Below are 11,801 nucleotides of genomic sequence, written 5' to 3' on the forward strand. Positions count from 1 at the left end.
TGTGAAATTTAGGTGAAACACTTGAAATCCGTTGAGATTTAGTGTATAATTAAAATTAAGTTATTTTTAAGGCAGGCTTCTGCCTTTTATTCAGAAAGGTCTTGAGTGTATGATAAATGTTGGTTTTATCGGTGCAGGAAATATGGGCTATGCTATCATGAAAGGCATTGCAGGCAGTAAAATGGGTAAGAATATTCAGCTTTACGCTTTTGATAAATATGCTCCGATACTTGATAGACTTGACGAGCTTGGAACAGTAAAATGTTCAGGCTGTGCAGAGGTAGTTGAAAAGTCAGAATATGTTTTTCTTGCAATTAAGCCTCAGCAGCTTGACGAGGTGCTTGATGAGATAGCTCCTGCGGTAACGAAAGATACGGTCATAGTTTCTATATGCGCAGGCATTACAGATGATTATATCGCTTCAAAAACTGTGGCTGGCGCAAAGGTAGTCCTTGTTATGCCAAACACTCCTCTTCTTCTTGGGGAGGGCGCAACTGCTCTTTCACGCTCTGACAGCGTAACAGATGAGGAGTTTGAGCTTGTTTGCAATATCTTTGGCTCATGCGGTATGTATGCCGTCATATCAAAGGATAAAATGAAAGAGATAATAGCAATAAACGGCTCATCTCCTGCTTTTATCTATCTGTATGCTCAGGCATTCGTAGAGTATGCAAAGAGCGTTGATATTGATGAAACAGTTGCAAGAGATCTTTTTGCAAAGTCGCTTATCGGCTCTGCCAAAATGATAACTGACAGTGGCAAGTCACTTGATGAGCTTATTGAAATGGTATCATCAAAGGGCGGCACAACTATCGCTGGTCTTGAAAAGCTCCGTGAGGGCGGTCTGCCAAAGGCTGTTGAGGACTGCTGCAAGGCATGCACTAAGAGAGCTTACGAGCTTTCAAAATAGTTATTTTTTCTGCACCGTGGCATATACATTACTCAAAGGAGTGATGTATAATGAACAGCGGGACAGGCATATACAAAAGCGGAGTTCTTGCATTTTTTGCAGGAGCTATCCTGATTGGTGCGCTTTTGGGTGCTGTTACTTTTTGCTTTATGGGCAGCGACGAGCTTTCAATGCTGTCGGTGTTTTCAAACAGCTTTGTTGACGTGAGGTCGTCAGGTGATCTTGAAGAAATACTTGTGAGGTCTTTTTTCAGTTCGACTGTTTTTTTAGCGGTTGTGTTTTTGTCAGGTTTTTCTTCACTGGGACAGCCTTTAGCTGTTGCAGTATTGCTGTTGCGTGGCATGGGCTGGGGTGTTGCAATGTCTCAGCTTTACAGCATTTACGGCGGACATGGTGCATTACTTTCAGCCATGTTTGTACTTCTTCCTGCAGTCATAACAGCGGCGGCACTTATGATAGCCGCAAGGGAAGCTGTCGCTATGTCAAATATCCTGCTGTGCATTGTTTTTTCTGAAGGACAGCATGGCGGTCTGCGACAGACGGTGCGGCTTTATGCTGTTAAGTTTCTTGTGCTTGAAGCAGCGGCGGCTGTTGCGGCTGCGCTTGAATGTCTGCTGACGATTATTTTTGCAGGACGAATTTAGTATACAGTATACAAAGAATGAAATAAAATTCGGGGCAATTTCGGGGACTATTAATTTTAAGGAGCGGTGTAATGTCTTTATTTGGTAATTACAATACCCCTGGCAGAGGTGTGCTTAAAGCACCTCAGGAGAAAAAGGGTATTTTTAAGTTTTTTGAAGTCTATGGCAGGCATATGTGGAAGCTTATGGAGCTTAATTTGCTGTATTTCGTTTTCTGCATACCGCTGACGCTTATGGTTATACTTATGCTTATGACATCAAATCCAATATGGCTCTTACTGGCGATACCGTCAGTATTGGTAGGACCTGCAACGGCTGCAATGACAAAGGTTTGCCGAAATTATTCTCAGGAAAGAAATGCGTTTTTGCTACATGATTTCTGGGATTCTTTCAAGAAGAATTTCAAGCAGGGCACTATCATGGGTGCCATAGATATCATCTTCGCTATAGGATTTATGGTCGGGATTCCAATGTATAAATATTGGGCAGAGCAGAACTCCATGATATACATTCCTTTTGTTATCTGCATAAGCTGTCTTATCGTATTCTTCATGATGCACTTTTACATCTATCTCATGATAAGCTCCACTAACCTTAACATGAAGCAGATAATAAAGAACTCGTTTTATCTTGTGAGTCTTGGCATAAAGCAGTCTCTTTGGTCACTTCTGGCATCGCTTATCGTCATTGTTATGATGTATCTTTTCCTGCCGTATTCTCTGTTCATATTGCCATTTTGGCCTCTTTCGTTCATATGCTTCGTGACTTGCTTCAATTGTTATCCTGTTATCAGAAAACACGTTATCCAGCCTTACTACGATCAGCGTGGTGAAAGCAATCCTGAGTTCGCATACAAGAATGCAGACCCTGACGAACAGCTCTTTGAGGATAGAGCGGCGGAAGAAACTCCTGTCAAGACCAAAGAGAGCAGAAAAAAAGGCAAAACAATCTCATAAAAAACATAAGGACAGCTCGTTTGAACTGTCCTTTGTTTATGCTAATTATTTTTCGATTTCGCCAAGTGAAAGCGCTTTGAGATAAGCGTTTATGAAACCGTCAAGGTCGCCGTCCATAACAGCGTTTACATTGCTGTTTTCAAAACCCGTTCTGTGATCTTTTACAAGAGTGTATGGCATGAAAACATAGGAACGTATCTGAGCGCCCCATGCGATCTCTTTCTGAACACCCTTGATATCCTCTATCTTCTCTAGATGTTCACGCTCTTTTATTTTGATAAGCTCTGCTTTGAGCATTTTCATTGCGTAATCCCTGTTCTGGAACTGTGAACGCTGTGTCTGGCATGATGTAACGATGCCTGTTGGTATGTGGGTAAGTCTTACGGCTGATGACGTTTTGTTGATGTGCTGTCCGCCTGCACCGCTTGCACGATAAACGTCCATTTTAATATCCTCAGGACGGATATCTACTTCAATAGTGTCATCAATCTCAGGCATAACGTCCACCGCTGAGAATGACGTGTGTCTGCTTCCTGAGCTGTCGAAAGGTGAGATACGCACAAGTCTGTGTATTCCTGCTTCGCTTTTAAGATAGCCATAAGCGTTTTCACCCTCCACGATAACGGAGGCACTCTTCATGCCAGCCTCTGCACCCTCGAGATAATCAAGAGTAGTCATTTTGAAGCCGTGACTTTCACACCATTTGTGATACATCCTGAAAAGCATTTCGCTCCAATCCTGCGCCTCAGTTCCGCCTGCTCCTGCATGAAAGTTGATGATAGCGTTGTTGTGATCATACTCGCCTGTGAGCAGAGTGTCAAGCTGTGCGGCGTCAAGACCCTCTTTTAGAGTTTTAAGCTCAGACTGTATTTCGTCGATCATGTCCTCGTCACCCTCATCGGCTGCCATTTCAATAAGCACTTCGATATCCTCAAATGACGACTTGAATTTATTGTATTTTTCCAGCTTGCCCTCAAGATTTCTTGTTTCCTGCAAAACCTTCTGTGATTTCTCCATGTCGTCCCAAAAATTAGGCTCTGCGGCTTTTTCGTGAAGCTCTGCGATCCTTTCCTGAGAACGCTCAATATCGTATACGTCATGCAACTCGCTGATGATAGGTCTAAGAGCTTCAAGCTCTGACTTTAAGTTTTCTAAAAATACCATATCTTTTTCTCCTTATTTTATATCATTATATATTATAAAACTTTTTTTGTGAAAAGTAAAGGAAAAATATAAAAAAACTATAGCATTTTCCTGAAAGTTGTGCTATAATGTTATTTAAAGGCTTTAAAAAGCCTGTTTCAGCAAGAAAGGAAACCCGATATGGCTAATTATACAGGAAAAAAATGCTTTTCCTGCGGAGAAGTATTCAAAGATGGTGACGATATAGTTGTATGTCCTGAGTGTGGCACACCTTATCATCGTGAGTGTTATCTCAAAGAAGGAAAGTGCATAAATGACGCTTTGCATGAAAGTGGTCAGAGCTGGGAGCAAACTCAGGAGAGTGTAGAAAGTGAGAATATACGCTGTATACGCTGCGGTTTTGAAAATCCGCCTGACAAGCTATTTTGTGAAAAGTGCGGAACACCGCTTACGAAAAATGATACTGAGGAACGTCCATTCAATGACATGGACACGCAAAATAACGCTCAGCAGACCGGCCCTGACGGACAGCCTTACGGTCCGTTTGGCAGACAGGTTGTATTTGATAAGGACTCAGATCTTGAAGGCATTAAACTAGATGACTATGCAAAATTTGTAAAGACAAATCCGCTCATATTTTTGTCTAACTTTATACGTTTTGGTAAATTTGGTGGAAAGATTTCCATAAACTTTGCAGCTTTCCTTTTTCCACACCTGTATTTTCTGTTTAGAAAAATGAATCTTGTGGGTATCATCATGCTTGTGGCTACGGCACTGCTCAATATCCCTACTGCGATAGAATATCTTAGTGCAGGGACAATGGGTTTCTCGCTTGATATCGGCATCGATGTGACTGGAAGGGTTTTTCAGGGCATTTCCGCTGCGACATGGTATGTTTCAATGGCACTTCAGTTTGTGGCAGGCTTTTTCGGCAATTATATGTATTATAAGTTTGCACAAAAAAAGATCCGTGAGATAAGGTCGGAGGACGGCACTGAGCAGGAGATAGCCGAAAAGATAGTAGCAAAGGGCGGTACGTCATGGGGTGCTGTTATTCTTGGCTTTGCCGTTTATTCTGCGATAGTTGTGTTTGGCATTTTTGGTGTTACAAAGATATTTGCATGATTTTACAAAAAGTTCATAAAAAAACGCAAGTGACACTTGACAGATAATCGGTCTTGTGTTATAATAATTGAGTTATCCTTGCTTGTGCAAATTGCGGCACAGGCGAAATCCAAAAGGAGGTGCAAATGCAATGGCAAAAATTAATGAGTCTTATGAGGCTATGGTAATTTTCAGCTCTAAGCTTGACGAGGAGGCTGTAAACACACTCACAGCTAAGTTCAATGACTTGATCGAGGCTAACGCAAGCGACGTTACACTTAGTAATTGGGGCAAGCGTAAGCTGGCTTATGCTATCAATTATGAAACAGAAGGTACTTATGTACTGTGGTCATTCACATCTACGCCTGAGTTTCCAGCTGAGCTTGAGAGAATTCTTGGTATCACAGACGGCGTGATCCGTTTCTTAGTAACGGTCAAGTAAAACTGCGAAAGAGGGAAAAGTTATGCTTAACAGAGTTATTTTAATGGGTAGGATCACTCAGGATCTTGAAGTAAGACAGACTCCTAGTGGAAATGCAGTTTTGAGATTCAATGTTGCAGTTGACAGACCAGTTCGTCAGGGTGCTGAAAGGCAGACTGATTTTATTACTTGCACTGCTTGGGGGCAGAGAGCTGAATTTATCAACAGATACTTTTCAAAGGGCAGAATGATCGCTCTTGAAGGTCAGATAAGAACAGGTTCTTATGATGACAAGAATGGTGTAAAGCATTATACAACTGAGGTCAATGTTGACAGTGTGTCTTTCACGGGTGAACCAAAACAGCAGGGAGCAGGTAACTATTCCAATAACTACGGAAATGGTGGTTATCAGCAGAATAATTACCAGCAGAACAATGGTGGATATTCACAGCCTGCAAACAATTCTAATCAGAATAACTATAACAATGCTCCATCAAATGACGCTTTGTCCATTGGTGACCTTGATGATTTTGAAGAAGTATTGACCGATGACGGAGTACCGTTCTAAGCAGAGGAGTTTTGAAAAAATATTTCTCTAAGGAGGGAAATTTACCATGGAAAAGGAAAGAAATACAAGCAGACCTATGAAGAGAGGTCGTAAGAAGGTTTGTATGTTCTGTGCAGACAGAGCTGAAAAGATCGACTATAAGGATATCGCAAAGCTTAGAAAGTGCATGACAGAGAGAGCTAAGATCCTCCCTAGACGTGTAACTGGCACTTGTGCTTATCATCAGAGAGAACTTACAACAGCTATCAAGAGAGCACGTCATGTGGCACTTCTTCCATATGTAGCTGACTAATAGTGTTTTCTATTTTGAGGTACCTTTATAGGTGCCTCTTTTTGTTAAGGGGAAGTTTCTGAGTGGGGCTTGCAAATGTATCATAAATGTGATATTATATACTAAAGCTGTATAACAAAGCATTACAGTATTTGTAGAGCTGTAAGGAAATGGAGCAACTATGAAAGATAAAACTGATGTTAAAATAAATAATATTATGCCGTGTGTTCCAACGAGAGATCTGGTAGTTTTCCCTGGAATGTCTATGCATTTTGATGTTGGCAGACCAAGAACTATAAAGAGCATGAAAAATGCCATGGACGGCGATCGACTTGTTTTTCTTTGCGCGCAAAAAGACGTTTATCTTGAAATGCCTGAAAAAAAGGATATGTTCAAGGTGGGTACTGTAGCAAAGGTAAGACAGATTGTGAAAGCACCTGATGGAATATACAGATGTTATGTAGAAGGTCTGCGTAAAGCGAGACTTGCTGAGTTTTATCAGTATGATGATTGCTATGAAGCTGATGTAAGACTTGTACCAAATTATTCAAAGGATAGGCTTGATGACGACGAACAACTTGCTGTTTTTCGTTCGGTCTTAGATGAGTTTGAAGAGTATGTTAAGGTGGTTCCTAAAATGCCTGAAGAGCTTTATGCCCAGATACTCGGTTCTAAAACGCCTGTTCAACTTTTTGAAAGTTTGGCATTTAATATTCCGTTAGCTTTTACTGACAGACAGTCGCTTCTTGAAGCCCCATCTGCTTTAGATAAGCTAATTCTTATGATCACTATACTTTCACGAGAGACCAATGTTTTATCTCTTGAAAGAAGGATACATAGTCAGGTCCATTCTCAGATAGAAGAAAGTCAGCGCGAATACTATATTCGTGAGCAGATCAAGGCGTTACAGAATGAGTTGGGTGAAAATGAAGACGGCTCAGATGTAAATGAGATCGATGAGTACACACATAGGATAGATTCACTTATATTGTCCGAAGAAGTTCGTGATAAGCTTATGGGCGAGGTCAGGAAGCTTTCCAAGATGGGTATGATGTCACAGGAGGGTGTTGTGCTGAGAAATTATCTCGACACAGTGCTTGCATTGCCGTGGAATGCTGTCACAAAGGATAGAACTGACATCAAAAAAGCTAAGCAGATCCTTGACAAGGATCACTATGGCATGGCAAAGGTCAAGGATAGAATACTTGAAAATCTTGCTGTAAGAGCGCTTACTCCTGATGTCAAGGGGCAGATCCTCTGTCTTGTTGGTCCTCCAGGAGTTGGCAAAACTTCAGTGGCAAAGTCTGTCGCTAGAGCACTTAATCGAAACTTTGTAAGGGTCTCATTGGGCGGTGTTAAGGACGAAAGTGATATCAGAGGTCACAGAAAGACGTATGTTGGTGCAATGCCAGGAAGAATAATGAATGCCATGAAGCTTGCAGGAAGTAAAAATCCTGTTGTTCTTCTTGATGAGATAGACAAGATGAGCAATGATTTCAGAGGCGATCCATCGTCTGCTATGCTTGAGGTTCTTGACAGCGAGCAGAACAATGCTTTCAGAGATCACTATATTGAAGTACCGTTTGATCTAAGTGATGTGCTGTTTATTACAACTGCAAATACTCTCGATACTGTTCAAGCACCTCTTCTCGACCGTATGGAGGTCATAGAGTTGTCTAGCTATACTAGGGAGGAGAAGTTCCATATTGCAAAGGAACATCTTATTAAAAAGCAGGAAGGTAAGAACGGTCTTAAAGCATCTCAGATACGCATCTGCAATGATGCTATCTATAAGCTTATAGACAGCTACACAAGAGAGGCTGGCGTGAGAAATCTTGAAAGACAGATAGGCTCGCTTTGCCGAAAGGCTGCTAAGGAGATAGTTGAAGACGGCGTTAAGAAAGTTACTTTCAAGGCGGATAATCTTGAAAAATATCTTGGTCATGAGAAATATCTTCCTGATGTTGTATCAGATAAAGATGCTGTTGGCTCTGTAAATGGTCTGGCATGGACGTCAGTGGGCGGAGTTGTCATGCCTTTGGAAGTCCTTGTACTTGACGGAAAGGGCAGAATAGAGCTTACAGGCTCACTTGGCGACGTTATGAAGGAGTCTGCAAAGATTGCCGTAAGCTATTGCAGAAGTGTTGCAGATAAATATGGCATCGATAAAGACTTTTACGAGAAAAAAGATTTGCATATACACGCTCCCGAGGGTGCTGTGCCTAAGGACGGTCCATCTGCAGGTGTTACCATGATAACAGGCATTATCTCTGCATTGGGTAATATAAAAGTACGCAGTGACGTTGCTATGACAGGCGAGATAACTCTTAGCGGCAAAGTACTGCCTATAGGCGGTCTCCGTGAAAAGACTATGGCTGCATACAAGGCGGGGGTAAAGACTATTATTGTGCCTTTTGCTAATAAGGGCGATCTTGATGACGTTGACGATACAGTAAAGCTTTGTTGCGAGTTCGTGTTCGCAAAGACTATTCAGGATGTGCTTGACGTTGCACTTATTCCAAACAGCAAAAATAATGTTCCGCTTGAACTCCTAAGCAAGAACGAGCCGGAGCGAAAAAAATTAACGGTATAGAAAGGGCCGCCTATGAATTATAACAAAGCAGAATTTTATACTTCCTTTGGAAAATTCTCGCAGATACCCAAGTCTGACAGACTTGAATTTGCCTTTTCCGGCAGGTCGAATGTGGGAAAGTCGTCGCTGATAAACAAGCTTCTTAACAGAAAAAACTTGGCGAGAGTAAGCTCTATGCCGGGTAAAACTGTTACAATAAACTTCTTTTCGGTGGAGAATATCTATATCGTTGATCTGCCTGGATATGGCTATGCCAGCGTATCAAAGTCCGAGAAAAGGCAGTGGGGCAGTCTTATAGGTGGCTATCTTGACGACGGCAGCAGACAGCTTGCACTTGTTTTTCAGCTTGTGGATATGCGTCATCCGCCGAGCAAAGACGATCTGATGATGATAAATTATCTTATTGACGCTGAGATACCATTTATAATCGTGTTCACCAAGGCAGATAAGCTCAAGCCTAACGCCAGAAAAGCACGTATGGAAGCTTTCAAGACAGAGATACCATGCTTTGAGGACATCACCTGTGTGGAGTTCTCTGCGATCACCGGAGAGGGCGTAGATGAACTGAGGGCAATAATAGACGATATATCCGAGGGGGCTGAGATAACGTCACCAGAGAAACTAGAAAGCGATACAGAGGACGAAGAAGAGGAATATTACGATGATAAAGAGGATATTTCTGATGAGCCGAAATCATTTGGCGGTTTTCTAACGCCTAATAGAAGAAAAAATTAAGAGTAAGTAAATAAAAAATTCATAATTCTCCTTTACATTTTTCATGACTTGTGTTAAAATATATTTATGGTTTAACACTTTACACCATGAAACGTAAAGGAGATTTTTTTCATGAAAGAGAAACTTGAGATCAAAAATTTAGACGATCTTTATGAAGCAGTGCTTTGTCTTGAAACTGTCGAGGAATGCAGGCTGTTTTTTAAAGATCTTTGCACTATACCTGAGCTGAAAGCACTATCACAGCGTTTTCAGGTTGCAAAAATGCTCACAAAGGATCATGTTTACAGCGATATAGTAAACGAAACAGGTGCTTCAACGGCAACTATAAGCCGTGTGAACCGCTCGCTTTCTTATGACGGCTCAGGCGGATATAATATCGTTTTTGACAGATTGGATAAGAAGGAAGATAATTAATGAGCGGATACGGCAGATTTGCCTGTTACTATGATAAGCTTACAGAGAATGTCGATTACGGAAAAATTGCGGCACGGTGTCATGAGCTTATAAAACGATACAGTTCAGAGCATGAGGTAGTTTTGGACCTTGCCTGCGGCACAGGTTCGCTCAGTGAAGCACTTGCACGTCTTGATTATGATGTGGTAGGCGTTGATCTGTCGGATCAAATGCTGGAAGAAGCCATGGATAAGCGCTATGAAAGCGGTCTGAACATACAGTATCTTATGCAGGATATGACTGAGCTTGATCTGTATGGCGCAGTTGATGCTGTTGTTTGTGTTCTTGACAGCATAAATCACCTTGAAAATGAGGAAGCTGTCAGAAAGACTTTTGAGTGTATATCAAAATTTACCTGCGATGGTGGACTTTTCATATTTGATGTAAATACTGTGTACAAGCACCGAGTGATCCTTGCAGACAATGCGTTCTGCTATGATCTTGATGGGCTTTTCTGTGCATGGCAGAATGAGCTTAATGATGATGACAGCGTGAGCATATATCTTGACTTCTTTGAGGAGCAGGAGGACGGCTCTTATTGTCGTTTTAGTGAGGATTTCACAGAGAGGATATATACGGACGAGTTTTTGAGCGAGCTTGTAAAGTCAAATGATTTTGAGCTTATAGAAAAGTATGACGGATTTGAGGACTCGCTAGTTAATGATAAAACGCAGAGAGTTCTTTATGTGTGCAGGAGAATAAACAGAGGGTGATTTTATGGGTAGAATAGTTAGAGTTATAAGTAAAGACGCTTCCGTTGTGTGCAGCGCTATCGACGGAAAGGATATTGTTTCACGCATTGAGGAGATACATAAAACTTCCGCTGTGGTCACGGCGGCACTTGGCAGACTTGCTATGGGTACTTCGCTCATGGGATTTGGACTTAAAGGCAAAGATGATTCTATTACTGTAAAAATGGACGGTGACGGTCCTACAGGTGCGCTTATATGCGTTTCTGACAGCATGGGAAATGTTAAGGCGTATGTACAAAATCCAGTGGTGGAACTGCCGCTTAACAATAAAGGCAAGCTTGATGTCAGAGGTGCTGTAGGCTCTAATGGTACGCTTAGTGTGGTCAAGGACATGGGACTTAAAGAGCCGTACTGCGGACAAGTGCCTATTGTTTCAGGCGAAATCGCAGAGGACATAACTAACTATCTTGCTGTCAGTGAGCAGGTGCCAAGCGTCTGCGCTCTTGGCGTACTTGTAAATCCAGATCTGACAGTGAATTGTGCTGGTGGATTTCTTATTCAGCTTTTGCCGTTTGCACCTGAGTCAGCTATAGATCAGATAGAGAAGAATATAAACGGAATGGAGTCTGTAACAAAGCTTATATGTGGTGGTATGACCACAGAAGCTATTGCAATGAAAGCCTTGGAGGGTCTTGAACCGAACGTTCTTGATGATTTTGAGGTTAATTATCGTTGCGATTGTTCGAGGGAAAGAGTAGAGAATGCTCTTATATCTTTGGGCAGGGCAGAACTTGAAGATCTTTCTAAAGATGGTGGTACTGACGTTGAGTGTCACTTCTGTGATAAGAAATATCACTTTACTCCTGAGGAGATTTTAGGGTTAATAAAAGAATAATATTTAATGAATATTTTATGTACACTATTCAAATGCCCGATAATAAAGCGTTTGCGGACTTAAACTTTTTTTGAGAAATTTCAAAAAAACTCTTGACAAATGGCTTTGGATAGTGTATAATAAATATCGTCGCTGAGAGATACAACTCAAAACGACAGCTAACGGGAGCATAGCTCAGCTGGGAGAGCATCTGCCTTACAAGCAGAGGGTCACAGGTTCGAGCCCTGTTGTTCCCACCAATTATTTCGTGACAGGTAAAGAGATTTGCCTGTCAATGATAATAATTATTCTTCATTCTCGGAGAGCTGAACTCGAAAAGTTTGAAGTTATTTTTTCAATGGCCGGGTAGTTCAGCTGGTTAGAACGCTAGCCTGTCACGCTAGAGGTCGTGGGTTCGAGCCCCATTCCGGTCGCCA

General features: G+C 41.7%; 13 protein-coding genes and 2 tRNA genes. 14 read left to right on the forward strand and 1 reads right to left on the reverse strand.

The window, feature by feature from the left end:
- Positions 1-109: 109 nt before the first annotated feature.
- From proC to QVO88_RS05495, 3 genes are all read left to right on the forward strand, one after another.
- Positions 110-910 carry a pyrroline-5-carboxylate reductase gene (gene proC, locus QVO88_RS05485; protein ID WP_022287512.1) on the forward strand — a complete coding sequence of 267 codons (801 nt, stop codon included), beginning with the start codon at positions 110-112 and terminating at the stop codon, positions 908-910.
- Positions 911-960: 50 nt separating this feature from the next.
- Positions 961-1,554, forward strand: a complete 594-nt coding sequence (locus QVO88_RS05490; protein ID WP_022287513.1) for a stage II sporulation protein M — start codon at positions 961-963, stop codon at positions 1,552-1,554.
- Between the two features lie 71 nt (positions 1,555-1,625).
- Positions 1,626-2,510 (forward strand): YesL family protein, encoded by an 885-nt coding sequence (locus QVO88_RS05495; protein ID WP_022287514.1) that lies wholly within the window; start codon positions 1,626-1,628, stop codon positions 2,508-2,510.
- A 45-nt stretch (positions 2,511-2,555) separates the two neighbouring features.
- Here QVO88_RS05495 and prfB read toward each other — a convergent pair whose 3' ends face one another.
- Positions 2,556-3,674 carry a peptide chain release factor 2 gene (gene prfB / locus QVO88_RS05500; RefSeq protein ID WP_022287515.1) on the reverse strand — a complete coding sequence of 373 codons (1,119 nt, stop codon included), beginning with the start codon at positions 3,672-3,674 and terminating at the stop codon, positions 2,556-2,558.
- A 159-nt stretch (positions 3,675-3,833) separates the two neighbouring features.
- On the opposite strand from prfB, the gene QVO88_RS05505 reads away from it, so the two are divergent.
- The 11 genes from QVO88_RS05505 to QVO88_RS05555 all read left to right on the forward strand — a co-directional run bounded on the left by QVO88_RS05505 (position 3,834) and on the right by QVO88_RS05555 (position 11,801).
- A complete protein-coding gene (locus QVO88_RS05505) occupies positions 3,834-4,778 on the forward strand; it encodes an RING finger protein (protein WP_022287516.1) in 945 nt (314 codons plus the stop codon).
- 130 nt (positions 4,779-4,908) lie between these two features.
- Positions 4,909-5,199, forward strand: coding sequence for a 30S ribosomal protein S6 (gene rpsF, locus QVO88_RS05510; protein ID WP_022287517.1), 291 nt, complete (start codon positions 4,909-4,911; stop codon positions 5,197-5,199).
- Positions 5,200-5,221: 22 nt separating this feature from the next.
- The gene (locus tag QVO88_RS05515; RefSeq protein ID WP_022287518.1) at positions 5,222-5,746 is read left to right on the forward strand and encodes a single-stranded DNA-binding protein; all 525 of its coding nucleotides are present in this window, start codon (positions 5,222-5,224) and stop codon (positions 5,744-5,746) included.
- 46 nt (positions 5,747-5,792) lie between these two features.
- Complete coding sequence (rpsR, locus tag QVO88_RS05520; protein ID WP_022287519.1) at positions 5,793-6,038, forward strand: 30S ribosomal protein S18; 246 nt, start codon at positions 5,793-5,795, stop codon at positions 6,036-6,038.
- 160 nt (positions 6,039-6,198) lie between these two features.
- Positions 6,199-8,610: an endopeptidase La gene (gene lon / locus QVO88_RS05525; RefSeq protein WP_022287520.1), complete on the forward strand. Its 2,412-nt coding sequence runs from the start codon at positions 6,199-6,201 to the stop codon at positions 8,608-8,610.
- 12 nt (positions 8,611-8,622) lie between these two features.
- The gene (gene yihA, locus QVO88_RS05530) at positions 8,623-9,345 is read left to right on the forward strand and encodes a ribosome biogenesis GTP-binding protein YihA/YsxC (RefSeq protein WP_022287521.1); all 723 of its coding nucleotides are present in this window, start codon (positions 8,623-8,625) and stop codon (positions 9,343-9,345) included.
- Between the two features lie 111 nt (positions 9,346-9,456).
- A complete protein-coding gene (locus tag QVO88_RS05535; RefSeq protein WP_022287522.1) occupies positions 9,457-9,759 on the forward strand; it encodes a YerC/YecD family TrpR-related protein in 303 nt (100 codons plus the stop codon).
- Entirely contained in the window at positions 9,759-10,511 is a 753-nt protein-coding gene (locus QVO88_RS05540) for a class I SAM-dependent methyltransferase (RefSeq protein WP_022287523.1), read from the forward strand. The genes QVO88_RS05535 and QVO88_RS05540 overlap by 1 nt, the downstream gene beginning before the upstream one ends.
- A 4-nt stretch (positions 10,512-10,515) precedes the next feature.
- Positions 10,516-11,385 carry an Hsp33 family molecular chaperone HslO gene (gene hslO / locus QVO88_RS05545; RefSeq protein WP_022287524.1) on the forward strand — a complete coding sequence of 290 codons (870 nt, stop codon included), beginning with the start codon at positions 10,516-10,518 and terminating at the stop codon, positions 11,383-11,385.
- 163 nt (positions 11,386-11,548) lie between these two features.
- A tRNA-Val gene (locus QVO88_RS05550) sits at positions 11,549-11,624 on the forward strand.
- Positions 11,625-11,724: 100 nt separating this feature from the next.
- A tRNA-Asp gene (locus QVO88_RS05555) sits at positions 11,725-11,801 on the forward strand.

This window comes from Ruminococcus sp. CAG:57, assembly GCF_000435935.1.
Lineage (GTDB): Bacteria > Bacillota > Clostridia > Oscillospirales > Ruminococcaceae > Hominimerdicola > Hominimerdicola aceti.

Excerpts from the sequence above, each read along its gene's own strand:
- proC (WP_022287512.1), top strand. The coding sequence starts at position 110 with ATGATAAATGTTGGTTTTATCGGTGCAGGAAATATGGGCTATGCTATC.
- QVO88_RS05490 (WP_022287513.1), top strand. The coding sequence starts at position 961 with ATGAACAGCGGGACAGGCATATACAAAAGCGGAGTTCTTGCATTTTTT.
- QVO88_RS05495 (WP_022287514.1), top strand. The coding sequence starts at position 1,626 with ATGTCTTTATTTGGTAATTACAATACCCCTGGCAGAGGTGTGCTTAAA.
- prfB (WP_022287515.1), bottom strand. The coding sequence starts at position 3,674 with ATGGTATTTTTAGAAAACTTAAAGTCAGAGCTTGAAGCTCTTAGACCT.
- QVO88_RS05505 (WP_022287516.1), top strand. The coding sequence starts at position 3,834 with ATGGCTAATTATACAGGAAAAAAATGCTTTTCCTGCGGAGAAGTATTC.
- rpsF (WP_022287517.1), top strand. The coding sequence starts at position 4,909 with ATGGCAAAAATTAATGAGTCTTATGAGGCTATGGTAATTTTCAGCTCT.
- QVO88_RS05515 (WP_022287518.1), top strand. The coding sequence starts at position 5,222 with ATGCTTAACAGAGTTATTTTAATGGGTAGGATCACTCAGGATCTTGAA.
- rpsR (WP_022287519.1), top strand. The coding sequence starts at position 5,793 with ATGGAAAAGGAAAGAAATACAAGCAGACCTATGAAGAGAGGTCGTAAG.
- lon (WP_022287520.1), top strand. The coding sequence starts at position 6,199 with ATGAAAGATAAAACTGATGTTAAAATAAATAATATTATGCCGTGTGTT.
- yihA (WP_022287521.1), top strand. The coding sequence starts at position 8,623 with ATGAATTATAACAAAGCAGAATTTTATACTTCCTTTGGAAAATTCTCG.
- QVO88_RS05535 (WP_022287522.1), top strand. The coding sequence starts at position 9,457 with ATGAAAGAGAAACTTGAGATCAAAAATTTAGACGATCTTTATGAAGCA.
- QVO88_RS05540 (WP_022287523.1), top strand. The coding sequence starts at position 9,759 with ATGAGCGGATACGGCAGATTTGCCTGTTACTATGATAAGCTTACAGAG.
- hslO (WP_022287524.1), top strand. The coding sequence starts at position 10,516 with ATGGGTAGAATAGTTAGAGTTATAAGTAAAGACGCTTCCGTTGTGTGC.